Raw genomic sequence first — 26,734 nt, 5'->3', positions numbered from 1 at the left:
TTTATGGAGGAAAAATGAAAAAAAACAGTATTGTTATTCTTGACTTTGGTTCTCAATATAACCAATTAATCGCAAGAAGAATTAGAGAGATGGGAGTTTACGCTGAAATAGTTCCTTATTATGAGCCTCTTGAAAAAATAAAAGAAAGAGAACCTAAAGGAATTATTCTTTCTGGTGGACCTGCTTCTGTTTACTTAGAAGATGCATATATGATAGATAAAGCTCTTTATGATTTAGGTATTCCTGTTCTTGCTGTATGCTATGGTATGCAACTTACAAACCATTTACTTGGAGGAAAAGTTGAAGCTGCTGATAAACAAGAATTTGGAAAAGCTATATTAGTTCTTGATGATGCTACAAATCCATTATTTGAAGGGATCCCTAATAATTCTCAAGTATGGATGAGCCACCAAGACCATGTTGTTAAAATGGCGCCTGGATTTGTTCAAATAGCTCATACTGATTCTTGTATTGCTACTTGTTACAATAAAGAGAAAAATATTTATTGTGTTCAATTCCACCCAGAAGTTACTCACTCTGAATATGGAAAAGAAATTTATAGAAACTTCGTATTTAATGTAGCTAAATGTGAAAAAAATTGGAGTATGAATAACTACATTGAAGAAACTATAAAAAATATAAAAGAAAAAGTTGGAGATAAAAAAGTTTTACTTGGTCTTTCTGGAGGAGTGGATTCTTCTGTAGCTGCTACTCTTATCCATAGAGCTATTGGAGACCAATTAACTTGTATTTTTGTTGATACAGGACTTTTAAGAAAAGATGAAGCTAAAACTGTTATGCAAGTATATGGAGAAAATTTCCATATGAACATTAAATGTGTTGATGCCGAAGAAAGATTCCTTTCTAAATTAGCAGGTGTATCTGACCCTGAAACTAAGAGAAAAATAATCGGAAAAGAATTTATTGAAGTATTTAATGAAGAAGCTTCTAAACTTACCGATGTTACATTCTTAGCACAAGGAACTATATATCCAGATGTTATTGAGTCTCAATCTGTAAAAGGACCTTCAATGACTATAAAATCTCATCACAATGTTGGTGGATTACCGAAAGAAATGAAATTCACTCTATTAGAGCCACTAAGAGAATTATTTAAAGATGAAGTTAGACAAGTTGGAAGAGAATTAGGAATTCCTGACCATATGATTGATAGACATCCATTCCCAGGTCCAGGACTTGGAATAAGAATCTTAGGAGAAGTTTCTAAAGAAAAAGCTGATATTTTAAGAGAAGCTGATGCTATATTTATTGAAGAACTTAGAAAAGCTGACCTTTATAACAAAGTTAGCCAAGCTTTTGTAGTTTTATTACCTGTAAAATCTGTTGGAGTTATGGGAGATTTTAGAACTTATGAATATACTGCTGTTTTAAGATCTGCTAATACTATAGATTTCATGACTGCTACTTGGTCTAAATTACCTTATGAATTCTTAGAAAAAGTTTCTAATAGAATTATCAATGAAGTTAAAGGAATTAACAGATTAACTTATGATATTTCTTCTAAACCACCTGCAACAATTGAGTGGGAATAGTTGATAAGTTTTTTAAAGTTCTTTAATTTAAAAGATTTAGAAAAAAAAATAAATAATTGGCCGCAAATTGGCCGTATAATAAAAAGCAGCTTAAAAAAGCTGCTTTTTTATTATATATTATTAATTTTTATAAACTTTTAAAAAATCTTATAGTTTTTAAAGCATCATTTTTATTCCCTGTAAATTTATTGCTAAAATAATAACGTTCAGCATCTAAAATAGTAAGACCCTCATATAATTTCTTATTATTAAATTCTCTTATATGAGCATAATCTCTAAAACTAAAATTATAAAATTCTATAGGAATATTTCTAATATCCTGTAATCTAATATGTTTTTCAATATAATTAAAAAAATATTCAAATCTAGCTGAATCAAATATTATATTAATAATTATAGATTTACATGCATTAAAATCTGGAAAATTTATTCCTTTATTTACAATATCACTAAATGCTCCATAAAGAGTTTTATTTGAGATTACATAATTATAAGCAATTTCTCTTTTTTCATCCTCATTTATTTGTATACTTCTAAGAGTATATGTTCCAGTTAAATTATCAAAAAATAAAGTAATTTTTTTATTTGGAATATTTCCATCAATTATTATAATTTCTTCTGAAATACTTTTTCCTTTTTTTAACCACTCTCTTAATTTTTTTATCCCATTTCTATAACTATTTTTATCCCTAATATCAATAATTCCTAACATATTTTCTCCTATCTATCAGGTGTTACTACTCCTGTTTGTGCTAAAGTTGTTCCACTAATAATTACATTTCTAACATTAACTAAAGGAAGATTCTTTTTATCTATAGACACTCTCCAAGGATCCCATACAAGTCCTGTTGCTCCCTCAGCCTTAATATTTATATTACTACTATTAGCTGGTAAAGGTATAACTGTTTTAAATGGAGCTGTTTTATAAAATCCATTTTCATTCCAAGATTTCTTTGTTATTACTTTAATTCCTTTTTCGTTATAATTTATTTCCTCCCAATCAATAAAAAATCTAACTACATATGCTCCATAATGTTCTAATATAATTTCTCCACTAGTAAAAATTTCTGTTTTTACTTCTATATAATCTGTTTTAGTACTTGTAATAGCTAACTCATTATTTTTTAAAAAAGTAGTTGTATAAGATATTGGAAAACCAGGACTATCTTTTGAAAATATTAATCCTGAACTTAATATTACTCTCATATCTTCCAAAGATTCTAACCCTATACCTTTAGTTTCATTTATTGTTCCCCCTACTACTATTAAACTAAAAGAAGAATTTTTTATAATATTTGTATAATCTAAATTTTGACTAATATCATTACCTCTTACTACTGCTGAAAAAGCTTCCTTTACCTTATCACTAGTTTCTGTAGTTTCAAACTTTATATATACTATTCTTCCAAAATCTATATTAGAAACATAAACAGGTGGATTATCATTATTTACTCCTTTAGATTGTAATTCTTCCCAAGTAACATTATCTGATATAAGATTTGAAATTTGATTAGGAGCATCCATAGTAGCAGAAAAATAAATTTGTTTAAGTCTACATAAATATATTTGTTTCTTGTCATTATTCTCATAATTTATATTAAGTTTATTAATTAAATTTTTAGCTTCTAAACCAAATTCTGCTATCATTTGAGCTTCTGAATAAAGCATACTTTCTTTATAATCTAAAATTGTAGAATGTTTATTAGTTGAACTATATTTTTTTAACCATAAATTTGCTATATCATTAATTTTTCCCATTACACTACTAGAAGTAGGGTTTTGAATGGTAACGTTTGCCTCAGAACTATTTAATCCATTTAAATTATTTATTCTAAATGAAAGAGATTTTTTTTCACAAGTAACTTCAGTCGGTAAATTCTCCATTAATCTTTGATTTGCTAAAAGTATAGCCCCTAAATAAATTCTATCAAGTGTACTAGTTACCACAGAAATATCAAAAAGTTTATCCTCTATATTTCTTTTTGTTCTTGTAGTAACTATAAATTTATCAGTACTAAAATTACCAATTTTAGGTATAAATTGACTAATAGTTTCTCCATTATATGCTAATACTTTTTTTGAATCATAATTAAGGCTTCTAATTCCCTCATTAATTGTCATATTTTCCTCCCACTTTGAATATATTTTTATTACATTATTATAATATTTTTTATATAGCTAAAATAATTTAAGAAAATATAAAATTGTATATTCTTTTTTTACTAACTATAAAATTAATAAAATTTTTACTTATAAAATAATAAAAGCTATATAATTTATATTTAATAAAAAATATCTTTAAGTTTGTAATCTTCAAAAAAATAAATTATTCTATAACATGATTATATCATATTTTTATTAATCAAATTTAATCTAATTTTTGCTTTTTCAATATTTGATTCTAAATAATATTTTTTAGTTAACTCAAAATTACCTTCTTTTTCATAAATTTCTCCTAACAAATATTTTATTTCTGAATTATATTCATCAGACATATAATCATCTTCTATTGCACATTTTAAGTATTTTTTAGCATTTTCAATTTCATTTAATTTTAAATAAAGTTTTCCTAAATTAAAGCAAACTTCTCTCTCCATTATTAAATAGTCAAGAGGTTCTAAACTTTTTACATAATCTAATGAAAGAAGATAATATTTTTCTGCTTCATTAAACTTATTATTTTCTTCATAAATTTTCGCTATTTCATAAGTATACTCAAAAACTTTACTTTCTTCCATAACAATCAAATATTTTTCTGCTTCTTCATAATTTTTTAATTTAAGATAAGCTTTACATAGATTATATTTTATTTTTTCTTCTTTATCACACCATGTATAAAAATTTAATTTTTTATTTTCTAACATTTTATAATAATTAATGGCTCTACTATATTCTTCTTTTTTCATACATTTTTCAGCAAAATCATAAACATATTTTAATTGAGAATTTCCAACTAACAATTTTAAATATTTTTCTGATAATTCCAACTTATTTTGTTGTTCATATAATTTATGAAGTTCTATTTGACAATCTACATCATCACTTTCAGCTCCTAACAAAAAATATTTTTCTGATAATTCACAATCATGATATTCTCTATATAAATCACCCAATAAGTAATAAGCTGTGGAATTTTCTCTTGCTAATTTCAAGTATTCTTCACATTTCCCAAAATCATCTTTTCTATGATAAATTTCAGCTAAAAATATACATAAGTCTGAATCTTCTATTAATGATAATTTTTTCCATACTTCTAATGCTAAATCATCTTCATCATTTTCATAATATAAATATCCTAAATTAAAAATAGCTTTTTCATTTCCTTGTTCTATTGCTAAATTATAATATTTTATTGCCAATTCAAACTGAAATTGCCTTTTATAAACTGTTCCTAAATAATTTTGAAATTCTGAATTTCCTTTATCAGCAAATTCTTTTAAATATTTTTCTGCTAAATTTAATTTTTTATTCTCTAAATATAATTTTCCTAATCTTAATTGTCCTTCAATACTATTATTATTGACAGCCATTTTATAATATTTTTCTGCCAAAGATACTCTATTCAATTCATAATAAATTTTTCCTAATTCAATCATAGATTTAACATCATTATTTTTATATATTTCTTTTTTTAGTTCTTCTATTTTTAAATTTTCCACTATAAACCTCCTTTAATATCTTTTGTATTTTCATTATATCATAATTTTATATTTATTCAGTTTTTATCTAAAAAATATTAGGTGATATTATATAGTGCTATAAAAAATATACATTTCTTTCAAAAATAATTATATTATTTAATAATTTTATATTTATTATTTTTTATATTTTTATAGAAATAGTTTTTTGTGGTATAATATTTGAATAATATTATATAGGGAGGATTTATATTGAATTTTTTAAAAAGTATTTATTTTGAAATGTCAAAAAGTGAAAAAGAACTTTTAATTAAATTTCTTCTTTGCTCTGTTTTAGGTTTTGGTTTTGCATGGATGATAAATGAACCTTTTAGTATAGCTGCACCTGTTACATCAAGTCTTATAGTTTATACAGATAGAGGTTATGTAGGTTCATTAAAATATGGCGGAAAAAGAATTTTAGTTCAAATTTTAGAAGGTATATTAGTTATTGGAATAATTATGTTTTTTCAATATTTAAAAATACAATTTCCTATTCCTCTTTTAATTATAATTTCTTCTTGTATTGCCATCTGTATAAGTCTTCCTATTAATTATAAATGGCAAATAGCTCCTCTTCCAATTACTCTAATTGTTTCTATTTTTATTATTGCTATTGGATATGTAGGAAATGGAAAATATTTATATTTTAGACTATCTCATTGTATAGCTGGTTTTTTTATAGCTTATTTTATAAATTGGATTTTTATGCCACATAAAGACCGTTATAAACTTGCTCTTTTCCAATTAAAAAATTGTGGTTCTTTTATTTTAGAAAAATTAACTCCTAATTTTAAAATCTCTAATCTTCCTTTTTCTACATTAAATGAAGTTAATTTTACAAATATAAAAGGAATTCTTCAAAAAAATATAGACCTTTTAAAAGAAGATAGTAAAAATACTCTTCCTTTTGGAAAAAAATATAAACATCCTGAAGAAAAAATATTTTATTTATCTAATTTAATAATTCTTTTAAATCAACTAGAAACTCTAGAAAAAGATATAAAAAAATATGAAAAAGAATTATCTGAAAATTTTAAAAATATTATTGAAAATGAGATTAATAATATAAGTAATTTTTATTTTTCATTTATTGAATATCTTGAAAATAATATTAATTACTCATATACCCCTTTTGAAAAATATCCAACATTTAAAAACTCTTTTGAAATTATTATTTTTTCAAATTTTATTCGTTGTAAAGAAATTATAAAAATATTAAACTCAAAAGCTTTAAAATAAAAGAAGAGATAAAACTCTCTTCTTTTATTTTTCTATTATTTCATATTTAATTACTTTCATTTTTTTATCATTTGGTTCAGCAAAACCATTTGTTGCTTTTCCTTCATCTATTCCTTTTATTCTTATATTTACTTCTGAATAATTATTTTTTTCTTTTTCTTTTAAACTTTCCATATAGTTATTTAATTCTTGTATTTTTTTATCATCGCTATATAACCAATAATCTGTTTTAGTATTTGTATCTTTAAAAATTCTTACTTCATGTCCAAAAGTATATACTCCTTCATATTCTTTTACCTGAGTATTAGTACAATTTGAGAATAATAGTCCTATTCCTAATAGTACTGCTATTTTTTTTATCATCATTGCCACCTTTTTTAAATAATATCTATCATATCTTTTACAGAATTAAATATATAATCAGGTTTATAAATAGTTTCTTTTAGAGTTTCTTCTGTTGTTTCTCCACTCATTACTAAAACTGATGTTATTCCATTATCTAATCCTGTTCTTATATCTGTATAAAGTCTATCTCCAACAATAACAGTTTCTTCTTTTGAAATATTATATTTTTCTATAATTCCATCTATTATATGCTTATTAGGTTTTCCTATTACTAATGGAGTTTTTCCTGTTACTGCTTTTATCATTTCTATCATAGAACCTGTATCAGGCATACATTTTCCCCCATCTAAAGGACAAACAAAATCAGGATGAGTTGCTATATATGGAATTCCTGCAAAAATATAATCACAAGCTTTCCAAATTTTATCATAAGTTAATGTTGTATCAAAACCTAAAACAACAAAATCTATTTCTTTGTCTTTTTCTTTAATTATTTCAAATCCTGCTTTTAAAAAAGCTTCCTCTAATAATTCATTACCTAATAAAAATATTTTAGCCCCTTTTTTTATTTTATTTAAATAAATAATAGTTGCTTCTGTTGAACCAAAGATTTCTTCTACATTGGCATCTATTCCTAATTTTTTTAATTTTTCAACATAAGCTTCTCTATTTTTAGAAGAATTATTAGTCATAAAAATATATTTTTTATTTTTTAATTTTATTTTTTCTAAAAATTCTTTTGCTCCTTCTATTAATTGGTTACCTAGATATAATGTTCCATCCATATCCAACAGAAAATATTTTTTGTTTTCTATCATTTTTTCTCCTTTATATTTAATTATTAAAAGCCTTAGATTAATCTAAGGCTTTATTATTTGAAAATTTGGATTTATTAATGCCTTTATATATATTTGTCCTTCTTTTTCTTCTACTACAAAATTTATTTCATCTTTTTCCTCTAATATTTTTTTTATTTTTTCAATTACTTCTTTTTTCTTATTTAAAAAAATTGTAAAATCTATATTAAAATCATATCTAGAATTTACTTTAAATGAAGAACCTAAGGCAGTTTCATTGATAATTTTTTCTTCTGTACAAACTATTTCTCTTACAAAATCACCAAAACAATCATAAAGTATTATTTTTTTCATAAATTTTACCACCTTTCTCTTTTAATTCTATATTATATATATAGCTTATATTTTAAAAAAAATCAATTATATTTCTTAATTTTTAAATATATCTATATTTAATTTTTAGACGTAAAAATAAAAAATATTTTATCAAAAATTTTAAATTTATTTTTTAATTTAAAACACCCTTGTTATATTTCTTTTTTTTTGATATAATATTTTGCTAATAAAATTATCAAAAATAAAAGGAGAGTATGATGTCATCAAATATTAAAAGGGAAAAATTTGAAGATAGTGAGTATTCATTGTCTGAAGTACCAAAATCGAAAAAAACTCAAGGACTTTGGGCTGCAATGGTAGTACTTGTAGGATTTACTTTTTTTACTCCTAGTATGACAGCTGGAGGAAATCTTGGTATTGGAATGAATATAAAAAATTTCTTTACTGTTGTTGCTTTGGGAAATGCTTTTTTAGGAGTTTATTGTGGATTACTTGCTTATATTGGACAAAAAACAGGATTAACTTTAGATCTTCTTGGACGTTATTCTTTTGGTAAAGTTGGTTCTTACTTACCATCAGCTTTAATAAGTTTTACTCAAATTGGTTGGTTTGGAGTTGGAGTGGCTATGTTTGCTATTCCTGTATCAGGACTTACTAAAATTCCTGTTTGGATTTTAATTTTAGTTACAGGAATTATTATGACTATAACTGCTTATAAAGGTATAAAAGCTTTAGCTGTTCTTGGTTCTATTGCTGTTCCTTTAATTGCTATTTTGGGAGTTTATTCTATTAATTGGGGAATTTCAGAAGTTGGTGGATTCATAAATGTCTTTAAAGAAAATCCACCTAATCCTCTAACTCTTTCTACAGGAATTGCTATTGTTGTTGGTTCTTTTATTTCTGGAGGAACTGCTACTCCTAACTTTACTCGTTTTGCTAAAGATTCTAAAACAGCAATTGTAGCCACTGTTATAGCTTTCTTTGTTGGAAACTCAATTATGATGATTTTTGGAGCTGTTGGTGGAGCTGTTACCGGAATTCCTGATATATTTGATATTTTAATCTTACAAGGATTGGCTATTCCAGCTACTATTACTCTTGGATTAAATATATGGACTACAAATAACAATGCCTTATATACAGCTGGACTTGGAGTTTCAAATATTACAAAAATTAATATGAAACCTATGGTTTTAGTTGGAGGATTTATTGGTACTCTTACAGCTATTTGGTTATATTATAATTTTGTTGGGTTCTTAAGTCTTTTAAGTGGAATGATTCCTCCAGTTGGAGCTATAATTATTCTTCATTATTTCTTACATAAAAATGAATATTCAAAAAAAGAAATCCCTAATTTCAATATGAGTGGAATTATAGGGGTTATTGTTGGTTCTCTTATAGGAATCTTTCTTCCTATGGGAATAAAACCAATAAATTCTTTAATAAGCGCTGCTATAGTATTTATTATTTTAGATAAAATTTTAACTAAAAAAAATTAAAGGAGGATATATGTTAATAAAAAATATTTTTATTGAAAACAGTAAAGAGGCTAGTGATATTAGAATAGAAAATGGTATTTTCAAAACAATAGGTAAAAATTTATCTCCTTTACCTGATGAAGAAGTTTTAGACTGTACAGGAAAATCTGCTTTTCCTCCTTTTATAGAAAGTCATGTTCACTTAGATACTTGTCTTACTGCTGGAGACCCTGTATGGAATATGTCTGGAACTTTATTTGAAGGAATTGAATGTTGGTCTAAAAGAAAAGAAAAATTAAGTAAAGAAGATGTTAAAGATAGAGCTCGTCGTGCTATAAAAATGCAAGTTGCTAATGGGGTTCAACATATTCGTACTCATGTAGATGTTACTGACCCTACTCTTATTGCGATGCAAGGAATGATAGAGTTAAGAGAAGAATTAAAAGATATTGTTAATATTCAAATAGTTGCTTTTCCTCAAGAAGGTATTTTAAGTTATCCTAATGGAAAAGAATTATTAGAAAATGCTGTAAAAATGGGAGCTGATTGTGTAGGAGCTATTCCTCACTTTGAATTTACTCGTGAATATGCAGTTGAAAGTATAAATTATTGTATTGATTTAGCTTTAAAATATAATAAATTAGTAGATGTTCATTGTGATGAAATTGATGATGAACAATCTAAAGGTTTAGAAGTTTTAGCTTGTAGAGCTTTAGAAACTGGATTAAAAGATAAAGTTACTGCTAGTCATACTACAGCAATGCATAGTTATAATAATGCTTATTGTAGTAAATTGTTCCGTCTTTTAGGAATGAGTGATATAAACTTTGTATGTAATCCTTTAGTAAATACTCATTTACAAGGTAGATTTGATACTTATCCAAAACGTCGTGGAGTTACAAGAGTAAAAGAATTATTAGCTAATGGGAATAATGTTTCTTTTGGACATGATGATATTTTTGATCCTTGGTATCCATTAGGAACAGGAAATATGATAACTGTTGCCCATATGGGATTACATGTATGTCAAATGATGGGATATGAAGAAATTATGAATAGTTATAAATTAATAACTTATAATGCTGCAAAAACTTTAAATCTTGGAGATTCTTATGGAATTAAAGAGGGAAATCCAGCAAGTTTTTTAATAATTAATAGTGATAATTTTTATAATGCTTTAAATAATCAAAGTGAAATTTTATATCATTTTAATAAAGGAAAAGTTATTGCTTCCACAAAACCTGCTGTAAAAGAAATTTTCTTTTAAGTAAATTTTAAATAATATTTTGGGGTTGTTACATTTTATAAAATTTTTAATAAAAATAAAATATTTTTATTAAAATAAAGTTTATTTTTATAACAAAAATTTGTAACATCCCCTTTTTATTGTAGTTTCTTAATATTTTTATTTATATAAGGAGGATTTTATGAAATTTTTGCCCATTGGTCTTTTATTTGTTTCTAATATTTTTATGTCTTTTGCTTGGTATGGTCATTTAAAAAATACTGGTAGTGCTCTTTGGTATGCTATTGTTACTAGTTGGGGAATTGCTTTTTTAGAATATTGTTTTTCAATTCCAGCAAATAGAATTGGTTCCCAATATTTTACTGTAGCTCAATTAAAAATTATACAAGAAGTTATTACTTTGGTTGTATTTTCTGGATTTTCTGTGCTTTATTTAAAACAAGAATTCAAATTAAATTATATTTATGCTTTTCTTTGTTTAATAGGGGCTGTCTATTTTATGTTTAAAAAATAACTATTTTTTACATTATTGTTTATTTTTTAATTTTTTGATATAATTTATTAAGATTAAGAATAAATAACTATAGGGAGTTGTAAATGAAAATAATTATTGTCGGGGCTGGAAAAGTAGGAGAATTATTGTGTAATGACCTTTCTAACGAAGGTAATGATATTACTCTTATAGAAACTGATTCTAAAATTTTAGATAAAGTTTTATCATATAATGATATTATGGGAATTGTAGGAAATGGAACTGATTGTGAAATTTTAAAAGAGGCTTACATTGAAAATACAGATATTTTTATTGCAGTAACTCAATCTGATGAAATAAATATTATCTCATCAATTATGGCTAAAAAATTGGGTGCTAAATATACTATTGCTCGTGTTAGAAATCCTTTATATTTCTCTCAAATGAAATTTATGAGTGAATCTTTAGGAATTGATAGACTCCTAAATCCAGAAGCTGAAGCAGCTTTTTTTATATCTAAAAATTTAGAATTTCCTAATGCTTTAAATGTTGAGACTTTTGCTAAAAATAAAGTTACTATGGTTGAATTTTTAGTACAAAAAGAAAGCTATATTGATGGTATAAAATTAAAAGATTTTAAACATAATCATTTTAGTAATATTTTAGTTTGTATTGTTCAAAGAGGACAAGAAGTTTTTATTCCAACAGGTAATTTTATTTTAAAATCTGGAGATAAAATTTATATAACTGGAAATCCAAATGATATTCAAGAATTTTCTAAATCTCTAGGTAATAATGATGAAAAAATAAAATCTGTTATGATTATTGGTGGTGGAAAAATAACTCACTATCTTATAAAAATTCTATTAGAAAAGAAAATTAATGTAAAAGTTATTGAGGCTAATTCAGAAAAAGCCAAAATATTAAGTGAAACTTTTGAGGATGCTACTATTATTCATGGAGATGGGACTGATAATGAATTATTAGAAGAAGAAAACTTTAGAAATTATGATGCTTTAATTTCTCTTACTGGAATAGATGAAGAAAATATTATTCTTTCATTATATGCTAATAAAGTAGGAATTAAAAAAACTATTACTAAAATAAATGGAATATCTCTTTTTAATGTTTTAGAACTTGTTGGTCTTCAATCAATCATAACACCCAAAAAGATAGTAGCTGACCATATTATTAAAATAGTAAGGTCATTAATTAGTTCACAAGAAGAAAATATAGAAACTTTATATAGAATTGCTGAAAATAAAGTTGAGGCAATAGAGTTTAAAGTTCCTAAAACAAGTATGATTATTAATGTTCCTCTTAAAAAATTAGATATTAAAGAAAATCTTTTAATCCTTTATATAATTAGAAATAACAAAGTTATTTTCCCTAAAGGAGATGATGTAATTTTACCAGAAGATAAAATTATCATTATTACAACTGAAAAATATCTAAATGATGTTAATAAAATTTTAAAATAATGGTGAAATATTATGAATACTAAAATGATAAAATATATAATTGGAGTTATTTTAAAACTAGAAGCTAGTTTTATGTTAATACCTCTATTTTTAAGTTTTTTTTATAAAGAAAGTGATCTTGTTAAATTTTCACATAGTATTACTATTTTTTTATCTTTTATAATTGGTTTTTCTCTTTCAAGAAAAACTCCAGAAAATACTAAAATTTTTGCTAAAGAAGGATTACTTATTGTTTCTTTATCTTGGATTCTTCTTTCCATATTTGCTGCTTTACCATTCTTTATAAGTAGACAAATTCCATCATATATTGATGCTTTCTTTGAAGTTGTAAGTGGCTTTACAACTACAGGAGCTAGTATTTTAACAAATGTAGAAGCATTAGATAATTCTTTATTATTTTGGAGAAGTTTTACGCATCTTGTTGGAGGGATGGGAGTTCTAGTTTTAGCTCTAGCAATTTTACCTAAAAATAATAACCAAGCTTTACATATAATGAAAGCTGAAGTTCCTGGACCAACATTTGGAAAATTAGTTGCAAAAATGTCTTATAATTCAAGAATTTTATATATGATTTATATTTTTATAACTTTATTAATTATTTTCTTTCTTTTCATAGGTGGAATGCCTCTATTTGATTCTGTTGTTCATGCATTTGGTACTGTTGGAACAGGAGGATTTGGAATAAAAAATACAAGTATAGCTTATTACAATAATCCTTATATAGAATATGTTTTAGGAATTGGGATGCTTTTATGTGGAATGAACTTCAACCTTTTTTATGCTTTAATTTTAAAAAACTTTAAACAAGTTTTGAAAAATGAAGAACTTCGTTTTTATTTAGGAGTTGTTTCTATATCAATTATTTTAATTTGTATAAACATTTCTTCTTCTTATGAAAGCTTTTCGAAATTATTTAGAGATGTCTTCTTTACAGTATCATCTATTATAACTACTACAGGTTTTGCTACTGTAGATTTTGATAAATGGCCTATTTTTTCAAAAACTATATTACTTATATTAATGTTTATTGGTGGTTGTGCTGGTTCTACAGCTGGAGGTTTAAAAGTTTCTCGTATACTAGTTCTTTTTAAAACTTGTATTAACGAATTAAAAAAAATCAGTACACCAAATAGAATTTTTAGTATAAAAATGGATGGAAAGCCTATATCTAAAGATTTATTTAATAGCATAAGTACTTATTTAATTTTATATATTTTCATTTTCTTTTTAATTGTTTTGTCTGTTTCTTTTGAAACAAAAACTTTTACAGAAGCTTTTAGTGCTGTAGCTGCTACTTTTAATAATATTGGTCCTGGTCTTGAAGCAGTTGGCCCAACTGGAAATTTTTCTCATTTTTCCGATTTTAATAAAATTATTTTATCTTTAAGTATGCTATTAGGAAGATTAGAAATTTTCCCTATTCTTATATTATTTTCTCCATCACTTTATAAAAAATTAAAATAATTAATTTATTTTTTCTTTTTTATTCTTTTTTTTAAATAAAAAATTCTTTTTTTATAACTATTGATTTTTTATTTTTTTTATGGTTTAATGGTACTATAAATAATAAATATACACTTTTTGAAAAGTCTCAAGTTTTTCTTGAGGCTTTTCATACTCTTTACTTAAATTTTTATAAAGTACTAAGGAGGCCCTATGAATAAAGATCAACGTTCTCAATTTAGAGATGCAAAACTTTTACCTTTACTTATTAAGTTCTCTGTTCCTAGTACCATTGTAGCTTTATCTTCTATTTTGTTAAATACAACAGATAGATATTTTATAGGACAAGCAATGGGTAGAGTTGGAATTGGTTCTATTGCAACAATTTATCCTTTAATTGTTTTAGGAGATGCTCTAGGAATGTTTTTCAATGCTGGTGGTTCATCTTTAGTAAGTATTCAATTAGGGCAAGATAATTTGGAAGATGCAAGAAAAACCTTAGGAGCTTGTATTTATACAGTTATTGTTGTTGGAATAGTTTATACTATTTTAGGTTTCACTTTTTTAGAACCATTAGTTAGATTTTTAGGAGCTACAGATTCTAACATCAACTATGTAAAAGATTATTGTTTTTTCTTTCTTCCATCTGTCACTTTCCAAATGGCATTTTGGTCTTTTTGTGCTTTTGTTAGAAGTGAAGGAAATCCTATTATGTCTATGATGATAAATTTTGCTTCTATAATTGTCAATGTTATATTAGATTATTTATTTGTTATAGTTTTAAAATGGGAAATGAAAGGAGCTGCTCTAGCCACATCTTTTGCTAACTTTGTTCCAGCAATGTTATTATTGTATCATTTTTATAAAAGTGATATATTAACTTTAAAAAATAAATATATTTCTTGGGATTTTTCTATTGTTAAAAGAATGTTTTCAACAGGTTTTTCTTCTTTTTCTAATGAATTTTTATATGGTACCTATATTCTTGTATTAAATGTTCAATTACTTAAATATGGTGGAGAAATTGCTCTTATAAGTTTAGGAATAATGACTATACTTAGAAGTTTTATCAATACAAGTTACAGTGGTCTAAATCAGGGAAGACAACCTATTATTTCTTTTAACTGGGGAGCAAAAAATTTTAAAAGAGTTAAAGATACTTTTATTTTATCTCTTATAATTTCTGGCATTTCTTCAGTTTTTCTAGTAGGTATTGTCGTTCTTCTATCTGATAAAATAGTTCAAATATTTATAAAAAATGACTCTGAAGTTGTTGAATACACTTCTCAAGCTATAAGATATCATTTAATGTATATGACTGGAACGGCTATTTATTTATGTTGTGCTGGATATTTCCAAGCAATTAGAAAAGGATTTATTACTACTAGACTTATATTTTTAAGACTTGTTGTTCTTTCCATTCCACTTGCTTATATCCTCCCTTTAAAATTTGGAGCAATGGGAGTATTGATAAGTTTCCCTATAGCTGATTGTACTACAGCATTAGTAGCAGGATATTTAATGTGGAAAGAAGTAAAACTATTAGATAGAAAATATATGCGTCATGAGATGATTAAAAGATATTTAAAATTAAATAGACCAATAGAATAATTTTTAGTTAAACTGTTATAAATTATTAGTAATTAATTTATAACAGTTTTTTATATATAAATTTTAACATTTTTATTATAAAAACACTTGTTTTTATTTCAAAAACATAGTATCATATATACAAATTTAAAATTGGAGGTTTATATGAATTGCATAAGTACTAGAAATAAAAATATATCTATTTCTCCCTCACTTGGGATTATAAAAGGAATTTCTGAAGAGGGAGGATTATTTATTTTTGAAAATATTGAAAATTTAAAATTATCTTTAGAAGAAATTGGAAATTTAAAAAATTTATCTTATAAAAATATTGCTTTTAATATTTTAAAAAAATTACTATCTGATTTTTCAGATTCATCTTTAAAAAATTCTATAGATTTAGCTTATAATAAATTTTCTAGTAAAGAAGTTACTCCTTTAGTTAAAGTTAATCAAGATTATATATTAGAGCTTTTTCATGGTCCAACAAGTGCTTTTAAAGATGTTGCTCTTTCTCTACTCCCTCATCTTACTGTGGAAGCTATGAAAATAAATAAAATTGACAAAAAACTTTTAATTCTTACTGCAACTTCTGGAGATACAGGAAAAGCTGCTCTTGAAGGATTTAAAAATATAGAAAATATAAAAATTGCTGTATTTTTTCCAAATGATGGAACTAGTATAGTTCAAAAAAAACAAATGACAACTCAAGAAGGAAATAATACTTTTGTTTATGGAATAAAAGGAAATTTTGATGATGCTCAATCTGGAATAAAAAATATATTTACAGATAAAAATATAGAAAATTATCTTAAAGAAAAAAATTATTCATTCTCATCTGCTAATTCTATTAATATAGGAAGGCTTATACCACAAATTATTTATTACTTCTATTCTTATATTAATCTTCTAAAAAAAGATGAGATTTCTCTTGGAGAAAAAGTTAATTTTATAGTTCCAAGTGGTAACTTTGGAGATATTCTTGCTGGATATTATGCTAAACTTCTTGGATTACCTGTAAATAAATTGGTTTGTGCTTCTAATAGTAACAAAGTATTAACTGATTTTTATAATACTGGAATTTATAATAAGAATAGAGATTTCTTAAAAACACTTTCTCCATCTATGGATATTTTAATTTCAAGTAATTTAGAACGTTTATTATTTCATTTAAGTAATGATAATGATAAATATATAGAAAAAATTATGAGAGATTTAAAAGAAAATGGTCAATATCAAATTTCAGAATCAATGTTAGAAAAATTACAGAAAGATTTTTATTTTGATTATACTGATGAAGAAACTACTAGAAAAACTATTAAAAAAGTTTTTGAAAATTATAATTATCTTTTAGATACTCATACAGCTGTTGGGTATTCTGTTATGGAAAAATTTAAAAAATTAGATAGTTCTAATTGTAAAAATATTTTACTATCTACAGCTAGTCCATTTAAATTCTCAAAATCTGTATATGAAAGTATTTTTGAAGAAACTTCTTTAAATGAATTTGAAATTATGAAAAAATTGAGTGAAAAAACAAAATTCTCTATTCCTGAAAATCTAAAAGATTTAGAAAATAAAAAAGAATTACATAAAAATATAATAGAGAAAAATAATATAGATAAAACTATAGAGGTGATACTATGTTCAGAGTAAAAGTTCCAGCTACTACTGCAAATTTAGGTCCAGGTTTTGATTCCTTAGGACTTGCTTTTAAATTATATTCATATTTTACTTTTAAAAAATCTGATAAACCTTTGATAATAACAGGTTGTGAAGAAAAATATCAAAATGAAAATAATTTAGTTTACTATTCTTTTAAAAAAACTTTTGAATATATGAATCTCCCTCTTATGAATGTAGAGATAAATATTGAAAGTTCAGTTCCTGTATGTAGAGGACTTGGAAGTAGTGCCACTTGTATTGTAGGAGGAGTTTTAGGGGCTAGTATTCTTTCAGGAAAAAATCTTCCTATGGAAGAAATATTTAAAATTTGTAATAGCATTGAAGGACATCCTGATAATATAGCTCCAGCTCTTTTTGGAGGGCTTACTGTTTCTTTAGTTGAAAATGATATTCCTTATACAGTAAAGTATAATATAAGTAAAGACCTTAATTTTTATGTTTTTATCCCAGAGTTTGAGCTTTCAACAGAAAAAGCAAGAAATGTTCTCCCAAAAGAAATTTCTTTCAAAGATGGTATCTACAATATTTCTAGAACTGGTGTTTTATTAAAAGCCTTAGAATTAGGTGATGAAAAACTTATAAAAATTTCTCTTTCTGATAAACTTCACCAACAATATAGACTTCCATTAATTGATGAAAGCTCTGAAATAATAAAAATTTGTAATTCTAATAATGTGTTAGGAACTGTTATAAGTGGAGCTGGTCCAACTCTTTTAGGAATTACTAAAAATAGTAATTTGATTAATGAAATTTTTTCTCAAGTAAAACTTTTAAATAACAATTGGAAAATAAAAAAATTAGATGTAGATTTTTCAGGAACTATAATTGAATACTTGTAATTTTTTCTTTTATTATTTTAATAAATATTATATAATATTATATGATTAAATTTTTTAAATTAGGAGTTTTTTATGATCAAAGATAATGATAAAATACACAGATTGATTGAAGTTGCTAAAAGGTATTATCTTGATAATATGACACAGAATGAAATTGCAAAAGAATTTTCTATCTCTAGGCCTTTAGTCAGTAAATTATTAAATGATGCTATTGAAATGGGAATTGTTACTATAAATATCAATTATCCTCGTTCATATAGTACTGACTTAGCTCAAGAATTAAAAAAATTATTTAATATTGATGATATTTATATAATTTCTCAAACTCCAACTGTTAATACTGATAATTATATTGCTGAAAAAGCTATTGAATATATTACTAAAGAATTAGTAGATGTCAAATATTTAGGTATTGGATGGGGTAGTATTATTAGTAATCTTACTGATAATTTAGAAAAAAAAGAAAAAGTTATAGGAAATCTAAAAGGAAAGGTTGTCCCTCTTATTGGAAATACAAATATTCCTTTCAAAGGATATCATCCTAATGAATTAGTTCGTATCATAGGAGAAAAAACTGGCCTTACACCTAGTTATCTTTTTTCTCCTGCTTTTCTAACTTCTTATCAAGAAAAAGAAATTTTTTTATCAGTAGAAAATTATAAAGAAATATTTACAATTTGGAAAAAATTAGATTTAGCTATAGTTGGAATTAATAGTCATCCTTCTGTTCCAGATTTAGCTACCGCTTTAAGATTTGGTGATGCCCTTTCTAAAAAAAGGGCTGTTGGAAAAATTTTATCTTATTATTTTGATAAAAAGGGAAAGGTTATTCAAGGAGAAAATAATTTTTCTGTTGAAATTCCTTTAGATTTATTAAAAAAGACAAAAAAAGTTATAGGAATAGCTTCATCCAAAGTAAATAAAAATGCTATTATTGGAGCTTTAAATTCTAGAATTATTACTCATCTTATTATTACAAGTGAGGTAGCAAAAGAAATATTAAATGAAAAATAGAGTGGAAATTTTCCACTCTACTTTTTCTTTTTATTTATTTTCTTCATAAAATTTATAAGCTTCTTCTGCTGTATATCCTTCATGAACGATTTTTCCTATTGCTTGAGCCATAGCTTTTGGAGATTCAGCTTGGAATATGTTTCTTCCCATATCAACTCCGACTGCTCCTTTACTTATTGCATTGTAAGCCAATTCTAAAGCCTCTTTTTCAGGAACTTTTTTTCCACCAGCTACAACTATTGGAACAGGACAAGCTGCTACCACTTCTTCAAAGTCCTCACAATAATATGTTTTTATAATGTGAGCTCCTAATTCAGCCAACATTCTAGTAGCTAACTTAAAGAATTTTGGAGTTCTTTCCATATCTTTTCCAACTGCTACTACACCTAATACAGGGATTCCATATTTATTTCCCATGTCAACTGTTCTTACTAAATTTTCAAGAGAAGTTTTCTCCCCTGGAGCTCCTATAAAAGTTTGTACAGCTAAACAAGTGGCATCTAATCTTATAGCATCTTCTATATCTACTCCTATTACTTCATGACTCATATCATCATCTAATACAGAACTTCCAGCACTAGCTCTTAAAGCTATTCCTTTTTTACAAGTAGGTGGAATACAAGTTCTTATTGCTCCACGAGTTCCCATTAACACATCAACATCTTCCATTAATGGTGGAATAGCTAAATCTAATCTTTCAAGTCCTGCTGTTGAACCCATAATATATCCATGGTCAAAGGCAAGCATAACTGTTTTTCCTGTTTTTGGATTAAAAATTCTTGAGAATCTTGCTTTCATTCCCCAATCCATATTTTGCATTCCTTTTACAAAAAAACTTCCTTGATTAGCAAAAGGAGTATTAACTTCATAATCTTTTGCAATTTTATTTCCAAATTTATCTGCCATATTTTTTATGTGATAAAAATCACATCCTCCTATTTTTTCCAATTTTTGTCTTCATATAATTCTATTATTGTATCATCCAAAATTATAAAAGCTATTCTTACATCTGGACCTATTTCAGCTGGTCCAAATATTATTTGTTGAGCTTTTGCCATATAAGGCTCAGCATCATCAACTTTATAAGCTACATGTGGATTTTTGTGGATTATTTCAGGGAAAGGAGTTCCTGCTTCAAATTTTAAATATTCTATTTTAAAATCATAATCATCTGGATTACTCATCCAAAGTTTCATATCTTCATTATAAGTCATTCCTTCTTTTAAATTTGTAACTGGTATTCCTATATGCATATATTCAGCTGCCATAATTCCCTCCTAAAATTTTTAATTAATATTTTTTATACTTTTATAAAATTATTTTTTAAAATATGGTGTATTACATGGAGCATTCCAATATCCTAACATCTCATCATCCATTCTAGCAAACATCATTTGGAATCCAGCTTGTTCTTGAACTGTTAATACTTCTCCTACAACATTAGCTACAACTTCAATTCCTTTTTCAGCTAAATAATTATGAACTTTTCTAAATACTATTAATTGTTCCATAAGAGTTGTTGCTCCACTTCCATTTATAACAACTAAGACTTTTTCTCCAGAAACTAAGCTTAAATCTTTTATTAAAGCATCAGACATTATTTGAGCTGTTTCATCAGCTGTTTTAAGAGGCATTCTTCCTCCTCCACCTTCTCCATGTTGTCCCATTCCAATTTCCATATCATCTTCACCTAAAACAGCTATAGGTTCTCCAGTTGTTGGATGAGTAGCCCCTCTAGTAGCAACTGCTATTGTTGCCATATTATCAGCAAATTTTTGAGCTATTTCAGCTACTTCTTCTAAAGATTTTCCAGAAGCTGCTGCTGCTCCAGCTATTTTATATAAAGGTACACAACCTACAAGTCCTCTTCTATCATCTCCATTTTCTCTTGGAGCATTAGAAATATCTTCTTGAGTAACAACTTTTGCTACTTTTATTCCTTCTTTTTTTAGAGCTTTCATTGTAAGATTTCCTGTAAGCATATCTCCAGCATGATTAAGAACTACAAATAAAACTCCTTTTCCTTTATCAGCCATTTTTATAGCTTTTATACAAGGTTGTGGTCCTGGAGCTGCAAATATATCTCCTGGTACTGATATATCTAACATTCCTTCTCCTACAAATCCACTAAGAGCTGGTTCGTGTCCTGTTCCTCCTAATGTAACTATTGTTACACGGTCTGCATCTTTTAATTTTTTATTTACTATTAATTCACCATCAACATATTCTATTATATCTTTGTTTGATAGTGCTAATCCTTCTAAAAGTTCTTTTGTTAAATTGCTTGGGTCATTAATAAATTTTTTCATTTTCATAAAAATTTCGCCTCCTAATTTTTTATAAATAAATTTATTTTATTCCATTTGCTAGTCCTCTAAATAAACATGCTAATGATGTAGCTCCAGCATCTTTGTATCCTAGAGTTTTTTCTTTATAACTTTTTGCTCTTCCAAATTTTGAAATATATTTTTTTGTATCCTCAGCCCCTTGTTCAGCTGCTTTGGCTATCTCTTCAAAAAATTCTTTAAAATCTGTAGATTTTGAATTTTCAGCTGTTTCTACAGCTGGGATTAAAGTATCCATCATAGTTTTTTCTCCAACTTTAGCTGTTGTTATATCTTGCATTTCACTTAAAGAACTTTTTAACATCTTTTTAAAATCATCTATTGTTAACTCCTCTTCTTCATCTAAATCAACAACTAAACCTGATATTAAAGTTCCCCATAAAGGTCCAGCTGAACCACCATTTACTCCCATTATACCAGTTCCTAAGTCATCTATAAAGTCTTTTATAGATTCATCATCTGGCCATGCTTCTATTTTCTCCTCTATCAATTTTGCTATTTTACCAATAGTTATTCCATGGTCCCCATCCCCAAATTGTGAATCTATTTTTGAAAATTCCTCACAATTTTCTTTTAAAAGTGATGCTGCTGTTAAAAACATATTTTTTAGCTCTTTTTTTGTAATAGACATACTAACACCTCTTTTTTAAATTTACATTTGTTAATAATTATTACCATATTTTTTTACAAATGTCAATATGTTTTTAATTATTTTTTATAAGAATTTAATATTTTTTGTATTATATTTTCTCATTTCTTATAAAAAAAGAGCTTTAAATAATTTTTTTAAAGCTCTTTCTTATTTTAATTTTTTTCAAGCCATTTTTTTATATCCTCAAATACTTCTTCTCTATTTATTTCATTATGTAACTCATGTCTAGCTTCTTTATATAATTTTAAAGTTAGGTTTTTAAAATTTAATTTTTTATAAAATTTTTCTAATGCTCTAACCCCTTTTCCATGTAATCCTACAGGGTCCATATCACCTGATATAATTAGAATTGGCAAATCTTTATTTATTAATTCAAATTCATTTCTATTATATAATTTATTTAAAAATATAAAAAACTCTTTATAAAAACTACTACTATAAGTAAAACCACAATTTTTATCTGATGAATATTTTTTTACTTCCTCTATGTCTCTTGAAAGCCAGGAATTTTCATTATAATAATTATTTGATTTTATTTTTTTATTGGAGTTTAAAAAAATTAGTTTTCTTATTATAGAGGCTCTTTTATTTTTATAAATTTTATCCAAAAGATTACTAAAAATTTTTCCTAAATTCCATAATATTTTTTGTTCATAACAAGAACCACAAATAATATATCCTGCCACTTCTTTATTAAATTTTTTCATATGTTCTTGAGCTATAAAAGAGCCCATACTATGACCAAATATATATATTTTTTTATCAGGATATTTTTCTCTTAATTTTTTTGTAAAATTAATTTGATTTTCTATCATTTTATTAAAATCATTTTGAAATATTCCAATTTTTTCATCACTTTCTTTTTTATCTCTATGGTGAATATGTTCTTCCATCTCAATTATCCATTGTTGTTCCTCAAAATATTTAAAAAAATGACTATATCTTCCTCTATGTTCACTCATTCCGTGAATAATTTGAATTACACCTTTTTTATTGTCCATTTCTTCCTCCAACTTCATTTGTTAGATTTATTTTTTTGAAACAAAATTATTATCTTTTATATAAAATCTCCAAGGTTTTAAACTGTCTTCTTCAGCATAATCAATTCCTATTCTAGTTGTTTCTATAATCTCTTTAACTTTATATCCATCATCTTCTAACCAAAGGTTACTGCCTTCTACTAAATCTTTTCCATTGTCTAACTTAGTTATTCCCAAAGCCTTTGTTAATTTTCCAGGTCCATTAGAAATATCTTTTTCTTTCTTTACTTTTCTCTCTTCAAACATCTTTTCTTTATTTATTAAAGGTTCTATCCCTCTTATAAGAACAGCTTCTGGATTTCCTTCATATGAAGTAGTTACATTAAAACATTGATACATTCCATAAATTAAAAAAACATAAGAATATCCTCCCTTTTTATACATAATCTCTGTCCTTTTTGTTCTTCTATCATTATATGAATGACTTGCTTTATCTTTTATTCCTAAATATGCTTCTACTTCAACTATTCTACCACTAAAAATTTCTCCATCATCTCTTTTTTTTACAATAATTTTACCTAGTAATTCTTTAGCAACTGTTATTGTATCTCTTGTATAAAACTCTCTCTTTAATCTCATTTTTTCTCCAAATCTATATACAAAAAAGCCCACTCATAAGAGTGGGCTTTAAAAATCTCTTTAATTATCCAAGGATTTCTACGTTAGCAGCTTGAGGTCCTTTTTGTCCTTCTTTAACATCAAAAGATACTTTTTGTCCCTCTTCTAAAGTTTTAAATCCTTCTTTTTTAATTTCAGAATAGTGTACGAATAAATCTTTTCCTTCTTCAGAAGTGATAAATCCGAATCCTTTTTCTGCATTAAACCATTTTACTGTTCCTTTGTTCATTGTGATACCTCCATAAAATACTTTTGCATAGACTTAAAAAGACTAGTTTTGAAACTTCAGTATTTTATATTGATACCCCTATTTCAGAATCTATACTTTACTTAAATCTGTACTGCATGGAACAATTATATATTATTTAAGTACTTTTGTCAAGTTATTTTCTATCTTTATTCTGCCACTCTATTATTAAATTTCTAGAATTTTCAACGATTTTATCCACAGGTAAATCATCTGGATATACTTCTCCTAATACTTCAACCTCTACTTTACCAGGTTTTGGAAAAGTACTTCCATATGGCATTGACTCATAAGCTCCCTTTATTCCTAAAACGGTTACAGGAATATTTAATTCTTTTGACAATATTGCAAAGAATTTTTTAAAATCTTGAATCTTACCATTTCTTGTTCTTGCTCCCTCTGGGAATATTACTAAATTTTTCTTAGATTTTAATACTTTAGCTGAAATTTGTAAGCTTTCTTTTAAATTTTGATTTAAATCCATTAAAATTATATTTCCATGATTTGCAAAAAATCTCAATACAGGTTTATCAAAATGTTTTTTTATAGCAAAATAATAAGTATTTTTTATTTGTTCTCCTTTAAATAATTTTTGAACAGCAAAAGCATCTATAAAACTTTCATGATTACATATAATTATTCTTGTATCATTAGATAATTTTTCTCTACCTTTTATTCTTAATCTTAAATACAAATTTAAAACTGGAGTAAATATAAGTTTTATAAACCATATAGCTTTATGATTTGGTAATTGATAATCTATGTCTTCTTTAAATATTTCTCCCCAATTCATTTTTTCTATATGATATGTACTACTATTTTTTCTAATATATTCACATATATCTTTTATTACTTTTAAATCAACAGCTTCCTCTTCTTTTATTTTAAATCCAAAAGTTTTTTCAATAAATGAATTCATTTGAATTATATCCAAAGAATCTAAACCTAAATCAATCTCAATATGTGAATTAGGACGAATATTTTCTCCCTTTTCATCTTTTATATATTCTGATAAAGTTTTAAATTCTAAAGTATCTTCCTCTGGGTCTTTTTCAATAGTTTCTTCTTTTTCTATATTACCTTTTTCTAAACTTGCTAAAACATCTTTTAACATAAATCTTCTTAATTTTCCAAGTTTAGTTTTTGGTAATTCATCTTTTACAATTTTAATTTCTAATATTTTTCTATAAGTTGGTGCATTAACATTGTATGAATCTATTATTTCCCATTTTAAAGTTTCTGTTATATTGACAATATTTCTTTCTTTTATTAAATTAAAATCAGGATATACCAAAGCTAATAAATGATTATTATATTCTACTACTGCTATTTCTTTTATTAAATCTGTTCCTCTAACAATTTCATTTTCAATATCAACAGGATTTATATTTTTACCATTTGATAAAACTATCATCTCTTTCTTTCTTCCAATTATACTTATATATCCATCTTCAATTTTTCCTAAATCTCCTGTATGAAACCAACCCTCAGAATCTTTTGCCTCTTTTGTTGCTTCTGGTTTATTATAATATTCCTTAAGAACATTTCTTCCTCTAACTACTAATTCACCATCATCAGCAATTTTTACTTCTACTCCAGGAATAACTTTTCCAACTGTTCCTATTTTTACATCATCTTCTCTATTAAAAGCTATGATTGGAGAAGTTTCTGTAAGACCATATCCTTCTAAAACCTTTATTCCTAAAACTTTGAAATCATCCATTATCCCAGCTTCTAATTTTGCCCCACCTGAAACTAAAAATCTTATATGTCCTCCAAGAGTTTCATGGACTTTTTTAAATACAATTCTACTAAAAGTTCTATTATTTATTTTTTTACATAAATTAAATAACATTGTAGCTATCTTACTACTTTTTATTTTATTCATAAGTCCTTTATGTATCATTTCCCAAAGTCTTGGAACTCCTACAACAATTGTTATTTTATATTTTTGTAAGGCTCCTAAAATAGCTGAAGCTGAAAGTTCATCTATTAAAACTATTAAAGTTCCTATATGAATTGCCATCAACAAATTTATAGAAAGTGGTAATACATGATGATATGGTAATAAAGCTAATAATCTATCCTTTGGTGTTCCCATCTTTATCTCTGTGATAGCATCCACATTAGACATTAAATTATCAACTGTAAGTACAACCCCTTTAGGTTTTCCTGTAGTTCCAGAAGTATATAATAAAACTCCTATATCTTCAAGTTCTGGAGAATAAATTACATACTCATCTACTTGAAAATCTTCTGGAACTTTTATTTCATCACTATTTATTATTCTTATATTTTTTCCTGAAAGTTCCACAGCCTTTTGGGCTACTTTTAAATTTTTATTAGATGTTACTATAATTTTAGGGTCTGCATCAGTTAAAATATATTCTAACTCTTCTGAATCATAACCTGCATCTATATTTATAGGAATTCCCTTACTATTCCAAACTCCAAAAAAACTACAAATAAATTCAGGTCTATTTTCCATAAAGTTTACAACTTTATCACCTTTCTCTATTCCTAATAAAGATGAGATATATTTTGCTTCTTTTATCAAATCTTTATATGTAAATTCCTTATCTTTATAAAATACGGCTTCCTTATTAAAGTCTGTAACAAATTTTATTGCCATA

At 25.5% G+C, this 26,734-nt stretch carries 25 protein-coding genes; 11 read left to right on the top strand and 14 right to left on the bottom strand.

Annotation, left to right across the window (positions count from 1 at the left end; all coding sequences use genetic code 11):
* Positions 1–14: 14 nt before the first annotated feature.
* A complete protein-coding gene (gene guaA / locus T364_RS0101055) occupies positions 15–1,553 on the top strand; it encodes a glutamine-hydrolyzing GMP synthase (protein ID WP_027127910.1) in 1,539 nt (512 codons plus the stop codon).
* 127 nt (positions 1,554–1,680) lie between these two features.
* On the opposite strand, the gene T364_RS0101050 is transcribed toward guaA, so the two are convergent.
* From T364_RS0101050 to T364_RS0101040, 3 genes are all read right to left on the bottom strand, one after another.
* Positions 1,681–2,265: a hypothetical protein gene (locus T364_RS0101050; protein WP_027127909.1), complete on the bottom strand. Its 585-nt coding sequence runs from the start codon at positions 2,263–2,265 to the stop codon at positions 1,681–1,683.
* 8 nt (positions 2,266–2,273) lie between these two features.
* On the bottom strand, positions 2,274–3,674 hold the full coding sequence (locus tag T364_RS10235) for a thiol-activated cytolysin family protein (protein WP_051532590.1): 1,401 nt from the start codon (positions 3,672–3,674) through the stop codon (positions 2,274–2,276).
* 221 nt (positions 3,675–3,895) lie between these two features.
* Entirely contained in the window at positions 3,896–5,212 is a 1,317-nt protein-coding gene (locus tag T364_RS0101040) for a tetratricopeptide repeat protein (RefSeq protein WP_027127908.1), read from the bottom strand.
* A 231-nt stretch (positions 5,213–5,443) separates the two neighbouring features.
* On the opposite strand from T364_RS0101040, the gene T364_RS0101035 reads away from it, so the two are divergent.
* A complete protein-coding gene (locus T364_RS0101035; RefSeq protein ID WP_027127907.1) occupies positions 5,444–6,472 on the top strand; it encodes an aromatic acid exporter family protein in 1,029 nt (342 codons plus the stop codon).
* A gap of 24 nt (positions 6,473–6,496) precedes the next feature.
* On the opposite strand, the gene T364_RS0101030 is transcribed toward T364_RS0101035, so the two are convergent.
* From T364_RS0101030 to T364_RS0101020, 3 genes are read right to left on the bottom strand one after another with little or no spacing between them, the layout of a single operon-like run.
* Positions 6,497–6,835, bottom strand: coding sequence for a hypothetical protein (locus T364_RS0101030; protein WP_027127906.1), 339 nt, complete (start codon positions 6,833–6,835; stop codon positions 6,497–6,499).
* A gap of 14 nt (positions 6,836–6,849) precedes the next feature.
* Entirely contained in the window at positions 6,850–7,635 is a 786-nt protein-coding gene (locus T364_RS0101025; protein WP_035945175.1) for an HAD-IIA family hydrolase, read from the bottom strand.
* Between the two features lie 42 nt (positions 7,636–7,677).
* Entirely contained in the window at positions 7,678–7,968 is a 291-nt protein-coding gene (locus tag T364_RS0101020; protein WP_027127904.1) for a hypothetical protein, read from the bottom strand.
* Positions 7,969–8,207: 239 nt separating this feature from the next.
* Between T364_RS0101020 and codB the strand changes: the two genes are divergently transcribed.
* From codB to T364_RS0100975, 9 genes are all read left to right on the top strand, one after another.
* Positions 8,208–9,449: a cytosine permease gene (codB, locus tag T364_RS0101015; protein WP_027127903.1), complete on the top strand. Its 1,242-nt coding sequence runs from the start codon at positions 8,208–8,210 to the stop codon at positions 9,447–9,449.
* A gap of 10 nt (positions 9,450–9,459) precedes the next feature.
* Positions 9,460–10,695, top strand: coding sequence for a cytosine deaminase (codA, locus tag T364_RS0101010; RefSeq protein WP_027127902.1), 1,236 nt, complete (start codon positions 9,460–9,462; stop codon positions 10,693–10,695).
* Positions 10,696–10,855: 160 nt separating this feature from the next.
* Positions 10,856–11,188, top strand: a complete 333-nt coding sequence (locus T364_RS0101005) for a DMT family protein (RefSeq protein ID WP_027127901.1) — start codon at positions 10,856–10,858, stop codon at positions 11,186–11,188.
* An 83-nt stretch (positions 11,189–11,271) separates the two neighbouring features.
* Positions 11,272–12,627 carry a Trk system potassium transporter TrkA gene (trkA, locus tag T364_RS0101000; RefSeq protein ID WP_027127900.1) on the top strand — a complete coding sequence of 452 codons (1,356 nt, stop codon included), beginning with the start codon at positions 11,272–11,274 and terminating at the stop codon, positions 12,625–12,627.
* A 12-nt stretch (positions 12,628–12,639) separates the two neighbouring features.
* Positions 12,640–14,091, top strand: a complete 1,452-nt coding sequence (locus T364_RS0100995; protein ID WP_027127899.1) for a TrkH family potassium uptake protein — start codon at positions 12,640–12,642, stop codon at positions 14,089–14,091.
* A gap of 192 nt (positions 14,092–14,283) precedes the next feature.
* Positions 14,284–15,681, top strand: a complete 1,398-nt coding sequence (locus T364_RS0100990; protein WP_027127898.1) for an MATE family efflux transporter — start codon at positions 14,284–14,286, stop codon at positions 15,679–15,681.
* Between the two features lie 144 nt (positions 15,682–15,825).
* A complete protein-coding gene (gene thrC, locus T364_RS0100985; RefSeq protein ID WP_027127897.1) occupies positions 15,826–17,316 on the top strand; it encodes a threonine synthase in 1,491 nt (496 codons plus the stop codon).
* Entirely contained in the window at positions 17,304–18,185 is an 882-nt protein-coding gene (gene thrB, locus T364_RS0100980; RefSeq protein WP_027127896.1) for a homoserine kinase, read from the top strand. The genes thrC and thrB overlap by 13 nt, the downstream gene beginning before the upstream one ends.
* Before the next feature lie 72 nt (positions 18,186–18,257).
* Positions 18,258–19,199: a sugar-binding transcriptional regulator gene (locus tag T364_RS0100975; protein WP_027127895.1), complete on the top strand. Its 942-nt coding sequence runs from the start codon at positions 18,258–18,260 to the stop codon at positions 19,197–19,199.
* Between the two features lie 30 nt (positions 19,200–19,229).
* Here the strand turns inward: T364_RS0100975 and lsrF are convergent, their stop codons facing one another.
* The 8 genes from lsrF to T364_RS0100935 form a co-directional block, all read right to left on the bottom strand.
* Positions 19,230–20,105, bottom strand: a complete 876-nt coding sequence (gene lsrF, locus T364_RS0100970) for a 3-hydroxy-5-phosphonooxypentane-2,4-dione thiolase (RefSeq protein ID WP_027127894.1) — start codon at positions 20,103–20,105, stop codon at positions 19,230–19,232.
* Between the two features lie 29 nt (positions 20,106–20,134).
* Positions 20,135–20,467: a VOC family protein gene (locus tag T364_RS0100965; protein WP_027127893.1), complete on the bottom strand. Its 333-nt coding sequence runs from the start codon at positions 20,465–20,467 to the stop codon at positions 20,135–20,137.
* Between the two features lie 48 nt (positions 20,468–20,515).
* Positions 20,516–21,514: a dihydroxyacetone kinase subunit DhaK gene (locus T364_RS0100960; RefSeq protein ID WP_027127892.1), complete on the bottom strand. Its 999-nt coding sequence runs from the start codon at positions 21,512–21,514 to the stop codon at positions 20,516–20,518.
* A 34-nt stretch (positions 21,515–21,548) separates the two neighbouring features.
* A complete protein-coding gene (locus T364_RS0100955; protein WP_027127891.1) occupies positions 21,549–22,175 on the bottom strand; it encodes a dihydroxyacetone kinase subunit L in 627 nt (208 codons plus the stop codon).
* A gap of 173 nt (positions 22,176–22,348) precedes the next feature.
* A complete protein-coding gene (locus T364_RS0100950; RefSeq protein ID WP_027127890.1) occupies positions 22,349–23,197 on the bottom strand; it encodes an alpha/beta fold hydrolase in 849 nt (282 codons plus the stop codon).
* Between the two features lie 27 nt (positions 23,198–23,224).
* A complete protein-coding gene (locus T364_RS0100945; protein ID WP_027127889.1) occupies positions 23,225–23,815 on the bottom strand; it encodes a DNA-3-methyladenine glycosylase in 591 nt (196 codons plus the stop codon).
* A 64-nt stretch (positions 23,816–23,879) separates the two neighbouring features.
* Positions 23,880–24,083 carry a cold-shock protein gene (locus tag T364_RS0100940; RefSeq protein ID WP_027127888.1) on the bottom strand — a complete coding sequence of 68 codons (204 nt, stop codon included), beginning with the start codon at positions 24,081–24,083 and terminating at the stop codon, positions 23,880–23,882.
* Between the two features lie 154 nt (positions 24,084–24,237).
* On the bottom strand, positions 24,238–26,733 hold the full coding sequence (locus tag T364_RS0100935) for an AMP-binding protein (protein WP_027127887.1): 2,496 nt from the start codon (positions 26,731–26,733) through the stop codon (positions 24,238–24,240).
* Position 26,734 lies beyond the last annotated feature (1 nt).

Source organism: Fusobacterium perfoetens ATCC 29250 (genome assembly GCF_000622245.1).
In the GTDB taxonomy this organism is placed as follows: Bacteria; Fusobacteriota; Fusobacteriia; order Fusobacteriales; family Fusobacteriaceae; genus Fusobacterium_B; species Fusobacterium_B perfoetens.
This window is presented reverse-complemented; position numbering and strand designations above follow the sequence as displayed.

Excerpts from the sequence above, each read along its gene's own strand:
- guaA (WP_027127910.1), top strand. The coding sequence starts at position 15 with ATGAAAAAAAACAGTATTGTTATTCTTGACTTTGGTTCTCAATATAAC.
- T364_RS0101050 (WP_027127909.1), bottom strand. The coding sequence starts at position 2,265 with ATGTTAGGAATTATTGATATTAGGGATAAAAATAGTTATAGAAATGGG.
- T364_RS10235 (WP_051532590.1), bottom strand. The coding sequence starts at position 3,674 with ATGACAATTAATGAGGGAATTAGAAGCCTTAATTATGATTCAAAAAAA.
- T364_RS0101030 (WP_027127906.1), bottom strand. The coding sequence starts at position 6,835 with ATGATAAAAAAAATAGCAGTACTATTAGGAATAGGACTATTATTCTCA.
- T364_RS0101025 (WP_035945175.1), bottom strand. The coding sequence starts at position 7,635 with ATGATAGAAAACAAAAAATATTTTCTGTTGGATATGGATGGAACATTA.
- T364_RS0101020 (WP_027127904.1), bottom strand. The coding sequence starts at position 7,968 with ATGAAAAAAATAATACTTTATGATTGTTTTGGTGATTTTGTAAGAGAA.
- codB (WP_027127903.1), top strand. The coding sequence starts at position 8,208 with ATGTCATCAAATATTAAAAGGGAAAAATTTGAAGATAGTGAGTATTCA.
- codA (WP_027127902.1), top strand. The coding sequence starts at position 9,460 with ATGTTAATAAAAAATATTTTTATTGAAAACAGTAAAGAGGCTAGTGAT.
- T364_RS0101005 (WP_027127901.1), top strand. The coding sequence starts at position 10,856 with ATGAAATTTTTGCCCATTGGTCTTTTATTTGTTTCTAATATTTTTATG.
- trkA (WP_027127900.1), top strand. The coding sequence starts at position 11,272 with ATGAAAATAATTATTGTCGGGGCTGGAAAAGTAGGAGAATTATTGTGT.
- T364_RS0100995 (WP_027127899.1), top strand. The coding sequence starts at position 12,640 with ATGAATACTAAAATGATAAAATATATAATTGGAGTTATTTTAAAACTA.
- T364_RS0100990 (WP_027127898.1), top strand. The coding sequence starts at position 14,284 with ATGAATAAAGATCAACGTTCTCAATTTAGAGATGCAAAACTTTTACCT.
- thrC (WP_027127897.1), top strand. The coding sequence starts at position 15,826 with ATGAATTGCATAAGTACTAGAAATAAAAATATATCTATTTCTCCCTCA.
- thrB (WP_027127896.1), top strand. The coding sequence starts at position 17,304 with ATGTTCAGAGTAAAAGTTCCAGCTACTACTGCAAATTTAGGTCCAGGT.
- T364_RS0100975 (WP_027127895.1), top strand. The coding sequence starts at position 18,258 with ATGATCAAAGATAATGATAAAATACACAGATTGATTGAAGTTGCTAAA.
- lsrF (WP_027127894.1), bottom strand. The coding sequence starts at position 20,105 with ATGGCAGATAAATTTGGAAATAAAATTGCAAAAGATTATGAAGTTAAT.
- T364_RS0100965 (WP_027127893.1), bottom strand. The coding sequence starts at position 20,467 with ATGGCAGCTGAATATATGCATATAGGAATACCAGTTACAAATTTAAAA.
- T364_RS0100960 (WP_027127892.1), bottom strand. The coding sequence starts at position 21,514 with ATGAAAATGAAAAAATTTATTAATGACCCAAGCAATTTAACAAAAGAA.
- T364_RS0100955 (WP_027127891.1), bottom strand. The coding sequence starts at position 22,175 with ATGTCTATTACAAAAAAAGAGCTAAAAAATATGTTTTTAACAGCAGCA.
- T364_RS0100950 (WP_027127890.1), bottom strand. The coding sequence starts at position 23,197 with ATGGACAATAAAAAAGGTGTAATTCAAATTATTCACGGAATGAGTGAA.
- T364_RS0100945 (WP_027127889.1), bottom strand. The coding sequence starts at position 23,815 with ATGAGATTAAAGAGAGAGTTTTATACAAGAGATACAATAACAGTTGCT.
- T364_RS0100940 (WP_027127888.1), bottom strand. The coding sequence starts at position 24,083 with ATGAACAAAGGAACAGTAAAATGGTTTAATGCAGAAAAAGGATTCGGA.
- T364_RS0100935 (WP_027127887.1), bottom strand. The coding sequence starts at position 26,733 with ATGGCAATAAAATTTGTTACAGACTTTAATAAGGAAGCCGTATTTTAT.